This window comes from Erysipelatoclostridium sp. An173 (assembly GCF_002160495.1).
Lineage (GTDB): Bacteria > Bacillota_I > Bacilli_A > Erysipelotrichales > Coprobacillaceae > Thomasclavelia > Thomasclavelia merdavium.
Map to the genome: position 1 here is coordinate 15264 of NZ_NFKR01000013.1, position 17565 is coordinate 32828.

Consider the following 17565-nt stretch of genomic DNA (forward strand, 5'->3'; position numbering starts at 1 on the left):
TATTCTCCTTTATTACGAACACATTCTAACATTTTTAGACATTAAAAAAAAGTAGTTAATGCTTTTTTCGTAATAAGAAATATAAAGATGTTACTAAAATAATAATTAAAAGAATATTTATTAGGCGACTATCAAAATTTTGTTTACTAGAGGTGATTTTAATTTCGGTTGTTTGTTTTTGCGTAATAAAATCTAATAAATTGATTTTAACTTCATTGTTGTTTATGTTACCGTAATTAGTTTCCGTGATTTTACCCGGTAGAGAAATTTTTAAATTAATTTCTAATCCCATATTTTCTAAAGATAAAAGAGATGAATTATTGATATCTTGTAACTCACTGCTATTTAATAAACTGTCAATAAGATCTTTAGGAAATAGTACTTGATAGGTATTATTTTCTTGATCATAACTAATATAATTTAATAGCATGTTATTAATATTATCTGGGGCATTAAGAGCAAAACCGACATAACTTACACCATTGATTGATTCGTTTAATTCTTTAATTTGCCAGTTTTTTAACTGGTTTACTGCAAGTTTATTTTGAATATCTTCTAATGTTGTATCATATGTAGAAAGTATTTCTTTCTGGCATAATAATTCAATAATTAAATTAGCTTTTTCTAGATTAGTATATTTAATATTTACATCTCCTTTGACACAGCCGCTAAGGAAAAGGAGTGAAAAAACAATTAAAATGATTTTTTTGACCATGATTTACACCTCAAATAATATTGTGCCACATTCTTTGATTTATATAATTAAAATATAGATTTGAAAAAATTTATTGTTTATAATTTTAATATGGTTAACATATAGTTCACATTAGCAATTTAAAATAAAAATGGTGATATCGATGAGAGTAGAAGTAATATATACGAATAAATCCAAACATATTAAACCAGTGGCCGAAGCGATGGCTCGCTGGGTTAAAACATATGCTAAATCAATTAATGATTTTGATAAAAATGCTACTATTGATTTATTACTGATTGGTTTTGATGATTCAGTAAGAAAAGATAGTGAATTAGAAAATTTTATTAAAAATTTAGATCGAAAAAATGTCCATAATATTGCACTATTTAATGCTTTCTATTTAAATGATCATAAAATGACCAATATGATTAAATTATGTCAGGAAACTAATTTACCACTGATGAGAGAACAATATTCATTTAAATTAACATTTAAGCAGTTAAAAGAAATTGATCAATGTGTAATTGATGGGGCTCGATTATATATAGAAGATATGGTTAATATAGTACGTGATTATTATTAAAGGCAATAATTCAGTTGATTAGCTAACTGGATTTATTGTCTTTTTTAATTTGTAGATAAATAATTAAATCCAAGATTATATATAGAAAAATGATAATATCTATGATACAATTTTATCAATTTTAGGAGGAATTATTATGGATAATAAAGAATATGGTTTTGAAACACTACAAATACATGCCGGGCAACAACCTGACCCAGTAACAAAAGCAACAGGATTGCCACTATATTTATCAAATGCTTTTACATTCGAAGATGCTGATCAAGCAGCTAGAATTTTTGCATTAGAAGAAGGGGGATATTTTTATTCACGATTATCAAATCCTACTGTTGATGCTTTACAAAAAAGAATGGCAGCATTAGATGGTGGTGTTGATGCAGTAGCTTTTGCTTCTGGAACAGCAGCCATCATGGGAATGATCATGACAGTTTGTCAAAGTGGTGATGAAATTATTGCTGCTAACAACTTATATGGGGGAACAATTGGATCTTTATCAGGAACAATGACGGGAATGGGATTTAAATCACATTTTGTAGATCCTAAAGACTTAACAGCTCTTGAAGAATTGATTAATGATAAAACTAAAATTATTTTTGTTGAGTCTGTAGGAAATCCAAATGGTGATATGCTTGATTTTGATGCCATTAGTGCCATTGCTAAAAAATATGGAATTTTATTTGTTGTCGATAATACAACACCAACACCATATTTATTTAGACCAATCGAACATGGGGCTGATTTGGTAGTTTATTCAACTACTAAATATTTAGCAGGTCATGGTAATGTAATGGGTGGTATTGTTGTAGATTCTGGTAATTTTAACTGGAAAGATAATCCACGTTATCCATTATTTAATACACCAGATAAAGCATATCATGATATCGTTTATGCTAATTTAGGACAAGGAGCATTTTGTACTAAAGCAGTAGCAAAAACTTTACGTGATTTAGGTGGATGTATGTCACCATTTAATGCTTATATGACATTATTAGGGTTAGAAACATTATCACTTCGAATGAAAAAACATGTTGAAAATTCACGAACTCTTGCTAAATTTTTAAATGAATGTCCTGATGTTGAATGGGTTAGCTATGCTGAATTACCTGATAATCCTAATTATGAATTAGCTAAAAAATATTTCCCTAATGGTTTTGGTGGATTATATACATTCGGTGTTAAAGGTGGCGTTGAAGGTGGTAAAACAGTTATTAATAATATTAAATTATTTATTCATGTAACTAATTTTGCTGATTCACGTTCATTACTTACTCATCCTGCAAGTACTACACATGCTCAAATGTCTGAAGAAGAACGATTAGCTGGTGGAGTAAAACAAGAAACTATTAGAATGTCAGTTGGTTTGGAAGATGTTGAAGATTTAATCACTGATTTAAAACAAGCTTTTGCTAAAATTCAATAATAAAAAATACTGATATCAAAATGATATCAGTATTTATTTTATAATCAATGCATTTTCAATTGGCATTAATGGATTATCTTTATCAATTCGATCATAGAATAAAACGCCTTCAAAATGATCTAGTTCATGTTGTAAACAAATAGATAAAAAGCCTCTAGCTACAATTTTTACCTCTTGATCAGTTAAAACATCGTAACCTTTAACAGTAACTTTGGCGTAGCGTGGTACGTATCCTTGAACATCATAATTGACTGATAAACAACCTTCACCATCTTTTAAATAAGATTTTTTTTCAGTGTAAGAAACGATTTTTGGATTTACCAAAGCATAATCATCAGCTTTAGTAACATTTCCTTCTTCATCAAAATCTAAGACGTGAACAGCTAACATACGTTTAGGAATTCCTAACTGAATAGCAGCGATTCCGACTGCAGGTCGCAAATCATATTTTTCAGATGTTTCAGGATCTTGAGAATTGACTAAAAACTCATGCATATCTAAAAGCAGTTTACGATCTTCATCGCTAAGAGGTAATTCTACTTCTTTAGAAACTTCACGAATTAATTTATTTTTATCATCGATTATATCCTGCATTGTTATCATAAATTTTCACCTCATTTAAAATTCTGATAGTATTATATCACAAAATGAGGTGAAATAAATAGTTATCCGACTCTAATTCTAGAATTTCCGCAAATGATTAATAATAAAAATACTACTAATACAATTGCAAACCAGTTTGTAGAACCAAAACCACCGCAACTACCACAGCTACAACCGCAATTAGAAAAACCAGTTGAGCAGCTATTGCATCCACAACAACTAAATGGGTTAGTAACAAAAGGATTATAGCTATTGCATCCGCAACCAGAATAATTAAATCCGCAGTTCATATTATCGCCTCCTTTAGTATATCCTATTCTAATATTTATCTTTTGTTTGGGTTATTGTAGATAATCGATAAATTTTCAGTTATAATATAAAACATTAAGAGGTGAGAATATGGAATATAACTATCCGTTAGATTATACATGGTCAACTGAAGAGATAATCGATGTTATTGGATTATATAATGCAGTTGAAAAAGCGTATGAAAGTGGAATTAGTAAAAAAGAATTTATGGCTGCATATCAAAAGTTTAAAAAAATTGTTGATAGTAAAAGTGCTGAAAAACAAATTGATAAGGAATTTTATGAAGTGTCTCATTATTCAATTTACCAGGTTGTTAAAGCGGCAAAAGAACAAGATTTTATTCGTTTAGGTAAATAAAATGGCTGGAATTAGAAAAATTAAAGAATTATTTAAAAGCCGTGGTGTTGATAAGAGTATTTATTTGAGCACTTTTATTTTAGCAGTATTTGGTATTATTATGATTGGTTCAGCTTCAGTAGGAAGTGTAACTAGATATGGTGTGACTTATGCATTGAAGAATATGATTAGTCAAACTGTTTTCGTAATTGCCGGAGCGGGGGTAATGATTTTTATTGCCCGAGTTTTTAAGACAAGGTATATAACATATAGTTCGTCAATGCGTTTATTTTTATTAGGAATTTTCCTAATGCTTATTTGTATTTTTTGGAGTGATTCAAAAGGATCACATGCTTGGATCAAATTTGGCAGTTTGTTTAGTATTCAACCGGCTGAATTTATGAAAATTGCAATGATCTTAATTATGAGTTATTTTTTAACAGAAAGTGATAAAGCTTTTGTTGTTAAAGGAAGATTTAAAAATCAGGAAGTAAAAAGTGCTTTTTATAAACAGAAGTTTTTAAATTGTGTCTTTTTACCAATGATGTTAGTAATAATTACTGCTTTAGTAGGGTTAATTATCCAAAATGACTTTGGAACAACGGTAATAATTGTTGGGATTTGTTTTGTTTGTTTTATTGCTACCCCGCGTAAGTATTTTAAAAAGTATAAACGAATGGTTTGGGCTTTTATTGCTTTATGTGCGGTTATTTTATTAATTGTGGGAACAACAGTATTAAAAGGGTACCAGGTAAGCAGAATTACTGCCTGGCTAGATCCGCTATCTGATCCTTATAACACTAGTCAACAGCTAGTTAATGCTTTGATTGCTTTTAAAAATGGTGGTTTATTTGGGTTAGGGTTAGGAAATTCGACTCAAAAATTTGGGTACATCCCTGAAGCCCATAATGACTTTATTGGAGCAATAATTTATGAAGAATTAGGAATAATCGGGTTAGGACTAATTATAATTCCAACATGTATTATTATTTTTAAATTATTAAATTATTCACAAAAAATAAAAGAAAATAAATCTAGAATTATTTTATTAGGAATAGCATCTTATTTTTTCTTACATTTATTAATTAATTTAGGTGGTGTTTCTGGTTTGATTCCAATGACAGGGGTTCCTTTATTATTTATTTCTTCAGGGGGATCATCAACTGTTACAGCATTTGTAGCTATCGGAATTGCTCAAGCGATTATCGCTCGTTATAATCGTCAAAAATTAGACACCGAATCAATGTAGATACATATAATATACTAGGTGATTTTATGGATGAGTTTAAAGAGTTTTTAAAAACAATCCCTAGTATAAAACAGGATGTATTAAATGGCCGCTATACATGGCAGCAATTGTATGAAATTTATGTAATGTATGGAAAAGATGATAAATTCTGGCAACCATATAAAACAAATGGTAATTTAAATTTAAATGTACTTATTGATGTTATTAAAAACATTGATTTAAATGCTTTATCTAACAGTTTAACTTCTTTAGAAAAAGTATTGAATGTAGTTAATACTTTTATTGAAAGAAAAGAGCCAGAGCATGAAAGAAAATGGTACGATGAATGATCAGATAAGATACTATTTACGGTATAATCCTAAATGGTATCTTATCTTATCTAGATATCCTAAAGAGTATTCACGTTTAGTTCAAGAGTACAAAGATGGTAAGAATAAAGCATTTATTGATAAAATTGAACAAGTATCAATGTTAATAAATATGATAGAAATGATGATGTAAAGTGGAAGAGATATTAGATAGATTAATTGAACAAATTAAATTAGATCAGCGTTATCTTGATTATATTGAAGCTGAAAAGAAATTGCATGATGATGATATTGAATCATTATTGAAGGAATATCAAGATAAATTAAGTGAATATGAAGATTTAAAAAAATATGAGCAATATATAGATAATCAAGAGATAAAAAATGAAATTAGAAAATTAAAAAAGGAGATTGGTGAAAATCCGGTCATTATTGATTATTATCAAAAATATCATAATTTAAATGATTTTCTAGAACAAATCACAAAAATTGTTTTTGGTAATATTTCCAAGCAATTAGACTTATCACCATATGAATTTTAAGATATGAGAGTTATAGCAGGTAAATATCGAAGTAGACAATTAAAGACAGTTAAATCTAATTTGACTAGACCAACAACTGATCGAAATAAAGAAAATATGTTTAATATTATTGGTCCTTATTTTGATGGAGGGGTAGTTTTAGATTTATTTGCTGGTAGTGGTGGTTTAGGAATTGAAGCTTTATCAAGAGGGTGTCATCAATTATATAGTGTTGATAAACAATATGCTGCTTTTAAAGTTATAAAGGAAAACTTTGAGTTATTGAAACTTGATAATGCTAAAGTATTTAAACTTGATTATCAAAAGGCATTGCATAAATTTGCTGATGAGAAAATTAAATTTGATTTAGTTATTTTAGATCCACCATATGGTAAAAATATGGTAAATGGGATTTTAGAATTTTTGATTGATAAAAAAATGTTGCAAGATAATTGTATAGTTGTTGTTGAAGAGTTAAAGGAAGTAGTTTTTCCAGCCTTTGATAATTTACAATTAGTAAAAAAATATCAATATGGAATTACTGCTTTAAATATTTTTAAATACGGGGTAAGATAATGAAAAAAAATATTGCAGTATATGTGGGAACTTTTGATCCAGTTACTAACGGGCATCTTGATATTATTGAAAGAGCTAGCAGGATGTTTGATACTTTATATGTAACAATTTGTATTAACCCTAATAAACAGGGATTATTTACAGTTGCAGAACGTAAAGAATTATTAAAAGAAGCGTGTAAAGATTTTGAAAATGTAATTATTGATGCTTCAGATAAATTATCAGTAGAATATGCTCGTGATGTTGGTTCAAAAATTTTAGTTCGTGGTATTCGGGCTACTATGGATTTTGAATATGAATTACAATTAGCTTTTTCTAATCAATATTTAGATAAAGAAGTAGATATGGTTTTTTTAATGACTAAACCATCACATTCTTTTATTTCGTCATCAGCGGTTAAAGAAATGGTTAGTCATCATCGTAGTGTCGCTGGACTAGTGCCACCATGTGTGGAAGCAGCGCTACAAAAAAAATATGAATAATAATACTTTAGTTGTTTTAATTAAACTTATTTTTGATGGATATTAATTGTCAAATGAACATTAATTTGATATGATGAAAAAAGAAATAAGGCAACTGGGGTATAATGAATATTATTTCCCAATTATACCTCGCAAGAGGTATTTTTTATGGAGGCAAACAGATGAACGTATTTACATTAAAAGATTTCTCGGTTGATGAAATCAATCAGATTTTAGATGAAGCAGAAGAATTTAAAGCAGGGAAGAAAGTTGACTTTAAGGGTCAAAAAGTTGTTGCAAACTTATTTTTTGAACCATCAACAAGAACTCATTATAGTTTTGATAAAGCTGCTTTTAATCTTGGCTGTCGAACTCAAAATTTTGAAGCAGCAAATTCTAGTGTTCAAAAAGGAGAAAGCCTTTATGACACTGTTAAATTTTTTGAATCAATTGGATGTGATGCTGTTGTAATTAGACACCCTAAAGAAAATTATTATAATGATTTAGTAGGACGAATTAGCATACCAGTTGTAAGTGGTGGTGACGGAACTGGAAATCATCCTAGTCAATCTTTATTGGACTTAATGACAATTCGTGAAGAATTTGGACATTTTGAAGGTTTAAAGATCGTAATTGTTGGTGATATAGTTCATTCACGAGTTGCTCATAGTAACTATGAAATTATGAAACGTTTAGGAATGGAAGTATATACAAGTGGACCTAAACAATTTGAAGAACCAGGATACAACTATGTTGATTTTGATAAGATATTACCAGAAGTAGATATTGTAATGTTATTACGAGTTCAACATGAACGTCATCATGAATTAATGCGTTTAACAACTGAACAATATCATGATATGTTTGGATTAAATCAAAAACGAGTTGATAAAATGAAGAAAGGAGCAATAATAATGCATCCAGCACCATTTAATCGCAATGTAGAAATTGCTGATGATATTGTTGAATGTTCAAAGAGTCGTATTTTTAAACAAATGACAAATGGTGTATATGTACGGATGGCATTATTAAATCGGGTTTTAAGCAATGACTAAGACATTATTTAAAAATGGTAATGTATTTTACCATGGGAAATTACAAAAATTGGATGTATTAATTGAAGATGAATTAATTTCAAAAGTTGCAAAATCAATTGATGAAGGTGATCAAGTAATTGATTTACAAGGAAAACTATTAACACCAGGTTTTGTAGATCTTCATGTTCATTTAAGAGAACCGGGCTTTGAACACAAAGAAACAATTGCAACAGGAACAAATAGTGCTAAATATGGTGGTTATAGTCATATTGTAGCAATGGCTAATACTAAACCTTGTATGGATGATGTTGAAACAATTAGAGATTTTGCTAATCGGGTAAAAAAAGATGCTAAGATTCATACTTATACATATAGTGCAATTACTACTGATTTAAAAGGTCAAGAATTAGTAGATTTTAAAGCAAATAGCCAAGAAGATATCGTCGCTGGTTTTTCTGATGATGGTAGAGGAGTTCAGTCTACAGAAATGATGGAAGCAGCAATGAAAGCAGCCAAATCAGTTAATAGCATTATTGTTGCTCATTGTGAAGATGAAAGTGAACTACAGCCAGGAGCGTGTGTTAATTTAGGAGATTTTTCTAAAGAAAACAATCTTGTTGGTATTAATAATGCTTCTGAATATAAACATGCGATGCGTGATTTACAGTTAGCAAACGAAATAGGAAATCGTTATCATATTTGTCATATTTCGACTAAAGAAACTGTTGCAGCTTTAAAAAAAGCGCGTCAAACTAATCCGCTTGTAAGTGGGGAAGCTTGTCCGCATCATTTAATTTTAACAGATGAAAATATTAAAGATTTAAATCCAAATTATAAAATGAATCCACCTCTTAGAAGCAAAGAAGATCTTGAAGCTTTAATTGAAGGAATTAATGAAGGAGTTGTAACAGTAATTTCTACTGATCATGCTCCTCATGCTGAAAATGAAAAACAACAGCATATCTCTAAGGCACCTTTTGGAATTATTGGTAGCCAGCATGCATTTAGTTTAATGTATACTTATCTAGTAAAAAAAGGTCTTATTCCTTTAGAAACAGTATTAGCATGTATGAGTATTAATCCGGCTAAGGTAATTGGAATTAAACATGATTTAGAGGTTGGATATAAGGCTAATCTAGCAGTTTTTGATCTTGATGAAGAATATTTAATTACAAAAGAAAGTATTAAGTCAAAATCAACCAATACACCATTTTTACAAACAAAATGTTTTGGGGCATTGAAGTATCATGTTTTAGATGGTAAGATAACTAAAATTTAGGAGGAAATTATGGCGAACTTTCAAGGAATGATGAAAATTACAGCAATTAATAATATTGCTGATGATGTCTATGAAATGGTTTTAGAGGGTGATGGAGCTAAATATATTAGTGCCCCAGGTCAGTTTATTAATATTAAAATAAACGATAGTTTGCAACCATATTTACGACGTCCAATGTCAATAAGTGATTATGATGATAATCATATCGTAATTGTTTTTAAAGTTGTTGGTGAAGGGACAACGATTTTAAAAGATAAGGAAATTGGTAGCCAATTAGATTGTTTAATTGGTTTAGGAAATGGTTTTACAATCCGTGATGGTAAAGCATTGCTTATTGGCGGTGGATTAGGAACACCACCTCTATATAATTTAGGTAAAAAACTAGCTGCAGCTGGTCATGAAGTAGTTACTGTTTTAGGTTTTAATAGTGCTAAAGATGTTTTTTATCAAGAAAAATTTGCAGAATTTTCTAAAGTATATATTGCTACTATGGATGGTAGTGTTGGTACAAAAGGAACTGTAGTTGATGTAATAAAAAATGAAAATTTGACATTTGATCAATATTATACATGTGGACCAGAACCAATGTTGGATGCATTAGCATTAAATTATCCAGAAAATGGACAATTATCATTTGAAGCTAGAATGGGATGTGGATTTGGTGCTTGTATGGGGTGTTCATGTAAAGTAAAAACTAAGCCATATAAACGAATTTGTGTTGAAGGACCAATTCTAGAAAGTAATGAGGTGATTGTTAATGGTTAATTTAAAAGTATCATTGCCAGGATTAGAAATGAAAAATCCAGTAATTCCAGCTAGTGGAACTTTTGGTTTTGGTTATGAATTTACAAAATTTTATGATATTAATATTTTAGGATCGATAATGCTTAAAGGAACTACATTAGAACCTCGTTATGGTAATCCTTTACCAAGAATTGCAGAAGGACCTAGCGGTATGCTTAATGCCATCGGTTTACAAAATCCTGGTGTTAAAGCGGTAATGAATGAAGAGTTAGAACAACTTAGACCGCTTTATCAAGATAAAGTAATTGCTAATATCGGTGGTAGTGCACCTGAGGATTATGTTGAAACAGCTAGATTAATTTCAACTCATGACATGGTAGGGGCTTTAGAATTAAATATTTCTTGTCCAAATGTTCATAGTGGTGGAATTCAATTTGGTACTAATCCTGAAATGGCTGCAGATTTAACTAGACGAGTAAAAGAGGTTTCAAAAGTACCAGTTTATGTTAAGTTATCACCTAATGTAACTGATATTGTTGAAATGGCAAAAGCAGTAGAAAGTGCTGGTGCTGATGGAATTACGATGATTAATACTTTAGTTGGAATGAGATTTGATTTTAAAACTGGTAAACCAATTATTGCTAATAAAACCGGAGGATATTCTGGTCCAGCAATTTTCCCAGTTGCTTTACGAATGGTTTATCAGGTTAGTCAAGCAGTTAAAATTCCAGTAATCGGTATGGGTGGTATTAGAAGCGGTCGTGATGTTATTGAAATGATGTCTGCTGGAGCTAGTGCTGTAGCAATTGGTTGCCAAAATTTAATTGATCCGTATGCTTGTAAAAAAATTATTGAAGAATTAGAAGATTTACTAGTAGAACTTGGTGTTGATGATATTAACGAAATTGTCGGACGTTCACATCAGTTTTAATAAATAAAGAGAATTGGCTTTTCCAATTCTCTCTTTATTTTAAAATAAAATGAAAATTAAGATATATCATTTATTTTAAAGATATTATATAATGTAAAAATGGTGGTGGTTAAATGGATTTAGATAAATTATTAAATAAAAATCAAAAAGAAGCAGCTGTTTATCTAGATAGTAATCTTAGAATAATTGCAGGTGCTGGCTCTGGTAAAACTAGGGTAGTAACTTACCGGATTGCTTATTTAATTGATGAAATTGGTGTTGCTCCTTACAAGATTTTAGCAATAACTTTTACAAATAAAGCAGCTAATGAGATGAAAGAAAGGGTTGCTAATTTATTAGGTCCTCATAGTATGGGAACTTTGATTTGTACTATTCATTCATTATGTGTAAGAATTTTAAGACAGCATATTAATGTTATTAATTATCCAAGTAATTTTATGATAATGGATGAAGAAGACCAAAAAGCTTTGTTAAAAAAGATTTATAATAAATTGACAATTGATTCTAAAGCAATCAGTTTAAAAAGTATGTTAACAACTATTTCAAATTATAAAATGGCTAATGTTTCACCACAAAGAGCCTTAGAATTAGCTGGTCAATTTGAAGGTGAGATAAAAAAGGCTAAGATTTATCAGGAATATGTTGATTATCAAGAAAATCATTTTATGCTTGATTTTGATGATTTGTTATTAAAAACAGTATATATATTTGAAAATTACCCTGATGTATTAGAAAAATGGCAACGTAAATTTCAATATATTCATGTTGATGAGTTTCAAGATGTTGGAAACATTGAATATCGCCTTGTTAAATTAATGTCAAAATATGCAATTACTTGTGTTGTTGGAGATCCTGATCAGACTATCTATTCCTTTAGAGGGGCTGATGTTAATTATATATTGGATTTTGATAAAGATTTTAAACCATGTAAAACAGTTATTTTAGATCAAAACTATCGTTCTACTGGAAATATCTTGAATGTTTCTAATAATTTGATTAGAAAAAATCAAAATCGTTTAAAAAAAGATCTTTATACCCAAGAAACTGGTGGCGCTGAAGTTATTCATTATACTGGAAAAAATGAACAGGATGAAGCGGATTATATTTGTGGTCAAATTGAAAAAATAATTAGTGAAGTCGATGGTGTTAATTATCGTAATTTTGCTATATTATACCGGGCAAATTATTTATCACGAACAATAGAACAATCACTAATATCACATGGTATTGACTATCGAATTTTTGGTGGTTTAAAATTCTTTAGCCGTAAAGAAGTAAAAGATGCTTTAAGTTATTTACAATTAGTATGTAATGATGAAGATCTAGCTTTTGAAAGAATCATCAATGTTCCTGCTCGTGGTATTGGTAAAAAAACACTAGAAAATATTCAGTTAGTAGCTTTAAATAACCAGGTTAGTTTATATGAAGCATTAACATTATTTAGTGATCAAATTAAATTATCAGGTAAAGCTAAAAAAGAAATCGTAAAATTTGTTAAAGCGATTGAAAATGCAAAACAATCAAAATTACCATTACATCAAATGTTTGAAAATTTGATTGAAGATGTTGGATATATTGATATGTTAAAAAGAGATTTAGAAGATAACCGAATTAATAATATTCAAGAATTACAAAACTCAATTTATACATTTGTTAATCAAAATCCAGAATTAGCGACAATTGAAAACTATTTACAAGAAATATCTTTATATACTGATAATGATAAATTAGATGATGGTCAATATGTAAGCTTAATGTCGATTCATATGGCTAAGGGTCTTGAATTTGACTATGTATTTGTCTTAGGATTATCAGAAGGTATTTTCCCTAGTTTTAGAACATTAAGTGAGTCTAATGATGGTTTAGAAGAAGAACGGCGTTTAGCTTATGTAGCTTTTACTAGAGCTAAAAAACAATTATTTTTGACAGATAGTGAAGGTTTTAGTTTTGTAACTGATTCACCTAAAATGGCTAGTCGTTTCATTGATGAAATGGGTGTTGAAGGGGTTAAACACGTTGGAACTAAAGCAAGATTTAAGACTTCTAATTATATCAATACAGCAAGTAGTAAAGAAGAACTAATTGGAAATAATGAAGTTAGTGATTGGGCAATTGGTGATTTTGTTGTTCATGATACCTTTGGAAAAGGTGTTGTTGTTAAAGTCAACGACCGAACATTAGATATTGCTTTTGAATTGCCAGCTGGTTTAAAGACGTTGATGTCTAATCATAAGGCATTAAAGAAGCTAACAAATTAAGCACTAAGCGTGCTTTTTTTGTTATAATTAAAAAAAGGAGGTCTTGCAATGACTAAAATAGTTTTTTTAGATATCGATGGTGTTATTTCGCCAACAGAAAATAATGGTCATGAGGTATTACATCCTGAAAGAATTGGACATTATGACGAGCAATATTACCTGGAAGCTGCAAAAAAACATAGACAGAAATATAATATGAGTTATTTAGATAGCTATGATATGTATGTAGTAGATACGTGCTGGTCTACTTTAGCCATGCAAAAAATAAAGAATTTATTACTTGCTACTGATAGTAAAATCGTAATGGAAAGCTCATGGATTCATTCATATAATGAAAAAAATATGCCTGGATTATTGGCAATGGCGGGATTAAAAGATTTTTATTTAGATATTGCTTATGGTAAGGATAAATTAGATGGAATTATTAAATATTTAAATAATCATCCAGAAGTAACTGATTTTGTTATTATTGACGATGAGGATTATTGGTATCTGGCTCAAAATTATGGTTTTTATTTAGTCCAGAGTAATGATGTAATTAGTGATGAAGATTGTTTAATGGCTAAAGATATTTTACAAAGACGGTATCGATTTACTATTTTAGATAATGATATTTATTTATGGTATGATGATAAGAAAATATTAGCTAGTAAATATCGATATAGTCATAGTTCAAGAGGAAAACTATTATTAGTCTACCAAGTAAGAATATTTAATAAGCAAATGATAAAACCAGCAATTAGAATATTGATCAAACAGTTAACTAAATATGCATATGATTTAAATTGTGATGATGGATTTGTTCTTGTTGCTAATAGAGAATATTTTAAGAGAATAAAAACTGATTTTTGGTTTGTCATTGGCTATCAAAGGGTAAATATTAATGGTGAATTTTTAACAAATATAAATGAGGCAGTTATGGTTCATAGTGAATATAGTCCATTAGAGAAAATTGAATTGTGGGAGAAAATGAGGTTTTAGCCTCATTTTATTGTTGTAAGCTAATTATTTAGATTTTTTAAGTAAATATAGAATTTTTATTGTTTTATCCTGTAAAGTAATTTGGTATAATGGTAAAGATTTAATTAGGAGTGAGATAATGAATGATCTAAATAGATACGAAGAATTGAAAAAGCAGATTTTATATCATAATGATCGTTATTATAATCAAGATGATCCGGAAATAAGTGATCATGAATATGATATGATGATGCAAGAATTAAAAGAGCTTGAAAAAAAACATCCTGAATATATTACTAGTGATTCACCTACTCAAAAAGTTGGGGGAAGCGCAAAAAGAGAAGCCGGGGTATTAGTTCGTCACAATGTACCAATGTTATCTTTACAAGATGTTTTTTCTAAAGAAGAAGTTTATGAATTTGTTGAACAAATGCAAGAACAGCTTGATGATCCAACATTTGTTGTTGAATATAAAATAGATGGTTTATCAATGGCTTTAAGATATGTAGATGGAAAATTAAATTTAGCGGTAACTCGTGGTGATGGTGTTCTTCAAGGAGAAGATGTAACCGCTAATGCTCGAGTAATCAAGGATGTAAAAAAGAAATTAAAAGATCCAATTGAATATCTTGAGGTTCGTGGTGAAGTCTATATGACTAATGAAGCATTTGAAAAAGTAAATGAAATGCAGGAAATTAAGGGTAAAAAATTATTTGCTAACCCACGAAATTGTGCTGCTGGAACATTAAGACAGCTTGATAGTGCCATAACTAAACAACGTAATTTATCAATGTTTGTTTTCAATATTCAAGATGCCCGTGGACGCCAGTTTGTCAGTCATAGTGAAGGATATGAATATTTAAAACAACAAGGAATTAAAATAATTGAAGATTATTATATTTGTAAAACTGCTGATGAAGTTTGGAAGGCCATCGAGGCTATTGGTGAAAATCGTGATAAATTAAAATATGATATTGATGGAGCAGTAGTTAAAATTGATAGTTTTGCAGATCGTCAAAAATTAGGTTCAACTTCAAAAGTACCACGATGGGCAATTGCTTATAAATATCCTCCCGAAGAAAAAGAAACTAAATTATTAGACATAGAATTATCGGTAGGGAGAACTGGTAGAATTACGCCAACAGCTATTTTTGAACCAGTTCGTTTATGTGGTACTACAGTTTCTCGAGCTACTTTGCATAATCAGGATTTTATTGATGATTTAGATATTAGAATAGGTGATACTATTGTTGTTTATAAATCAGGTGAAATTATTCCTAAAGTAAAACGAGTTATCAAAGAAAAAAGACCTGCAGATAGTGTTCCATATCATATTGGAAATACTTGTCCAGTTTGTGGAGCTCCAGCTGTTCGTTATGGTGATAACGCCGATATTAAATGTACTAATGATAATTGTCCAAGTAAATTAGTAAAGAATATCGTTAATTTTGTTGGTCGTGATGCTATGGATATTAAAGGTTTTGGACTAGCTTATGTTGAAACTTTAGTAAATCATGGCTATATTAAAGATATTAGTGATATTTATGGACTAATCGATAAACGACAAGAATTGCTGGATAAAAAAATTATTGGTTTGGTAAAAAGTACTGATAATTTATTGAATGCTATTGAAGGTAGCAAAAATAATGATGCTACTAAATTATTAACTAGCTTTGGAATTAGTAATGTCGGTAAAGCGGCTGCTAAAAGCTTAATGAAGAAGTTTAAAAGTATTGATAACTTAATGAATGCATCTTATGCTCAGTTGATTGAAGTTAATGATATTGGAGATATTAGTGCCATGGCAATCATTGATTATTTCAAAAATCCTTATAACCAGGAAGTTATTCAGCGATTAAAAGATTATGGGGTTAATATGGAAATAATCGAAGATGAAGATAGTGATGATCGTTTTGATGGAAAAACATTTGTAGTAACAGGAACTTTACCAAATTTATCTAGAAAAGAAGCAGCTGCTTTGATTGAAAAACATGGTGGTAAAGTAGCTGGTTCAGTCTCTAAAAAAACAGATTATCTATTAGCAGGGGAAAATGCCGGGAGTAAACTTACTAAAGCCCAAAGTTTGGGAATTGATGTAATTAATGAAGAAACTTTACTAGAAATGGTGAAGTAGTTAAAATAGTGTTATAATGCACTCTATAAAGGAGGAAACTGCCAATATGAAAAAATTGATTACTTTATTAGTATTAGTTTTGTTGTTAGCGGGATGTAGTGATGCTAAAGAAACAGTAGAAACTCAAACAGCTAATGATGTTTCATCGGCTGATAGTTTAGATGAAGATTTTTACCGAATTGTAAAATTAGATAGATATGAAAAGCGCGATGATTATTATAACTCATTTGGAAATACTGATGATTTTCAAACGATAGGACGAGAATTACAGACAATTTCAACCGAGTATTTTTCTACTGATGATTATTATATGTCTGAAGGACAAAATTTAACTCGTTCAAATGTTGCTCAATTAGTAGAGCGTGATGACAGTAATCCTGATAAATATCCTCATACATTAGAAAATCAAGCTGGAACAGCTATTGGGGGTATCGATAGTCCTAATATGATTACAACTATCTATGAACAAGATTTTTATCAAAAATCTGGTGATGATTATGTTTTAAAAGGTGCTAGTCTAGCAATTGTTCTTGATCCAACAGATGCTAGTGGTGATGCTTTATTAAGTTATATGGATGAATCTGCGGTAGTTGAATTTGGACAACAGACAATTAGAAATCTTTATGAAGAAATTCAAAATTACAATGAAGATGATGAAAATGCTATTAGTGGTTTTAAAGAATTAAAAAATCAACCGCTTCTTATAACTGTTTATTATGCAACCAATACTAATGAAAGTGATATTGATGGAAGATATATTTTAAAAAGTTATTGTGATGGAAGCCTTGGCGATATTGAAACATTAGACTACCATACTTACTTATTTACAAGCAGCGAAGCTTCACAAGCTGATGAAGAAACATATTCACAGTTTGAAATATTTAAAAATAATATGAAGAACGCTTCATTTGAAGCTGTTGGTGTAGTTGGTTATGGTCGTTATAAAGATGGTGAAATTCAGTCAATGAGAATTAATATTAATGTAAATGTTAAAACCTATACTGAATTGGTTTATTTAGTTGAAACGGCTGCTGATGAGGTTAATTCACAGTTTAGTAATGACTTTGATATAACAGTACAAGTTAGTTCGCAAGATCAATTAGAAGCGATTATTATTAAAGATCAGGGTGAAGATGCTAGAAGTATCTTATTATATTAG

Annotated in this window: 20 protein-coding genes; 17 read left to right on the plus strand and 3 right to left on the minus strand. The window is 29.6% G+C overall.

What is annotated here, in order from left to right; all coding sequences use genetic code 11:
* Positions 1-55 precede the first annotated feature (55 nt).
* The gene (locus B5F09_RS07285) at positions 56-715 is read right to left on the minus strand and encodes a hypothetical protein (protein ID WP_087300232.1); all 660 of its coding nucleotides are present in this window, start codon (positions 713-715) and stop codon (positions 56-58) included.
* Between the two features lie 142 nt (positions 716-857).
* On the opposite strand from B5F09_RS07285, the gene B5F09_RS07290 reads away from it, so the two are divergent.
* Complete coding sequence (locus B5F09_RS07290; RefSeq protein WP_087373264.1) at positions 858-1280, plus strand: hypothetical protein; 423 nt, start codon at positions 858-860, stop codon at positions 1278-1280.
* 136 nt (positions 1281-1416) lie between these two features.
* The gene (locus B5F09_RS07295) at positions 1417-2700 is read left to right on the plus strand and encodes an O-acetylhomoserine aminocarboxypropyltransferase/cysteine synthase family protein (RefSeq protein WP_087300228.1); all 1284 of its coding nucleotides are present in this window, start codon (positions 1417-1419) and stop codon (positions 2698-2700) included.
* 33 nt (positions 2701-2733) lie between these two features.
* Here B5F09_RS07295 and def read toward each other — a convergent pair whose 3' ends face one another.
* Complete coding sequence (def, locus tag B5F09_RS07300) at positions 2734-3303, minus strand: peptide deformylase (RefSeq protein ID WP_087300226.1); 570 nt, start codon at positions 3301-3303, stop codon at positions 2734-2736.
* A 62-nt stretch (positions 3304-3365) separates the two neighbouring features.
* Positions 3366-3593, minus strand: coding sequence for a hypothetical protein (locus B5F09_RS07305; protein ID WP_087373267.1), 228 nt, complete (start codon positions 3591-3593; stop codon positions 3366-3368).
* 109 nt (positions 3594-3702) lie between these two features.
* On the opposite strand from B5F09_RS07305, the gene B5F09_RS07310 reads away from it, so the two are divergent.
* From B5F09_RS07310 to B5F09_RS07380, 15 genes are all read left to right on the plus strand, one after another.
* Positions 3703-3969 (plus strand): UPF0223 family protein, encoded by a 267-nt coding sequence (locus B5F09_RS07310; RefSeq protein WP_087300222.1) that lies wholly within the window; start codon positions 3703-3705, stop codon positions 3967-3969.
* Between the two features lies 1 nt (position 3970).
* Positions 3971-5197: an FtsW/RodA/SpoVE family cell cycle protein gene (locus B5F09_RS07315; protein ID WP_087300220.1), complete on the plus strand. Its 1227-nt coding sequence runs from the start codon at positions 3971-3973 to the stop codon at positions 5195-5197.
* Positions 5198-5223: 26 nt separating this feature from the next.
* Positions 5224-5526 (plus strand): spore coat protein YlbD, encoded by a 303-nt coding sequence (ylbD, locus tag B5F09_RS07320; protein WP_087300218.1) that lies wholly within the window; start codon positions 5224-5226, stop codon positions 5524-5526.
* Positions 5501-5698, plus strand: a complete 198-nt coding sequence (locus B5F09_RS07325) for a YlbE-like family protein (RefSeq protein WP_239404279.1) — start codon at positions 5501-5503, stop codon at positions 5696-5698. The genes ylbD and B5F09_RS07325 overlap by 26 nt, the downstream gene beginning before the upstream one ends.
* Position 5699: 1 nt before the next feature.
* Complete coding sequence (locus tag B5F09_RS07330; RefSeq protein ID WP_087300216.1) at positions 5700-6047, plus strand: YlbF family regulator; 348 nt, start codon at positions 5700-5702, stop codon at positions 6045-6047.
* Between the two features lie 3 nt (positions 6048-6050).
* Positions 6051-6602: a 16S rRNA (guanine(966)-N(2))-methyltransferase RsmD gene (gene rsmD, locus B5F09_RS07335; protein WP_087373269.1), complete on the plus strand. Its 552-nt coding sequence runs from the start codon at positions 6051-6053 to the stop codon at positions 6600-6602.
* Entirely contained in the window at positions 6602-7084 is a 483-nt protein-coding gene (coaD, locus tag B5F09_RS07340; RefSeq protein ID WP_087300212.1) for a pantetheine-phosphate adenylyltransferase, read from the plus strand. Before rsmD ends, coaD begins: the two co-directional genes overlap by 1 nt.
* Positions 7085-7245: 161 nt before the next feature.
* A complete protein-coding gene (locus B5F09_RS07345; RefSeq protein WP_087300210.1) occupies positions 7246-8118 on the plus strand; it encodes an aspartate carbamoyltransferase catalytic subunit in 873 nt (290 codons plus the stop codon).
* Positions 8111-9379 carry a dihydroorotase gene (locus tag B5F09_RS07350; RefSeq protein WP_087300208.1) on the plus strand — a complete coding sequence of 423 codons (1269 nt, stop codon included), beginning with the start codon at positions 8111-8113 and terminating at the stop codon, positions 9377-9379. Before B5F09_RS07345 ends, B5F09_RS07350 begins: the two co-directional genes overlap by 8 nt.
* Positions 9380-9388: 9 nt before the next feature.
* Positions 9389-10144 carry a dihydroorotate dehydrogenase electron transfer subunit gene (locus B5F09_RS07355; protein WP_087373272.1) on the plus strand — a complete coding sequence of 252 codons (756 nt, stop codon included), beginning with the start codon at positions 9389-9391 and terminating at the stop codon, positions 10142-10144.
* On the plus strand, positions 10137-11054 hold the full coding sequence (locus tag B5F09_RS07360) for a dihydroorotate dehydrogenase (RefSeq protein WP_087300204.1): 918 nt from the start codon (positions 10137-10139) through the stop codon (positions 11052-11054). The genes B5F09_RS07355 and B5F09_RS07360 overlap by 8 nt, the downstream gene beginning before the upstream one ends.
* A 113-nt stretch (positions 11055-11167) precedes the next feature.
* Positions 11168-13312, plus strand: a complete 2145-nt coding sequence (locus tag B5F09_RS07365; protein ID WP_087373275.1) for an ATP-dependent helicase — start codon at positions 11168-11170, stop codon at positions 13310-13312.
* Positions 13313-13360: 48 nt separating this feature from the next.
* Positions 13361-14293, plus strand: a complete 933-nt coding sequence (locus B5F09_RS07370; RefSeq protein WP_087373278.1) for an HAD domain-containing protein — start codon at positions 13361-13363, stop codon at positions 14291-14293.
* Between the two features lie 118 nt (positions 14294-14411).
* Complete coding sequence (gene ligA, locus B5F09_RS07375) at positions 14412-16406, plus strand: NAD-dependent DNA ligase LigA (RefSeq protein WP_087373281.1); 1995 nt, start codon at positions 14412-14414, stop codon at positions 16404-16406.
* A 46-nt stretch (positions 16407-16452) separates the two neighbouring features.
* Positions 16453-17565, plus strand: coding sequence for a CamS family sex pheromone protein (locus B5F09_RS07380; RefSeq protein ID WP_087373283.1), 1113 nt, complete (start codon positions 16453-16455; stop codon positions 17563-17565).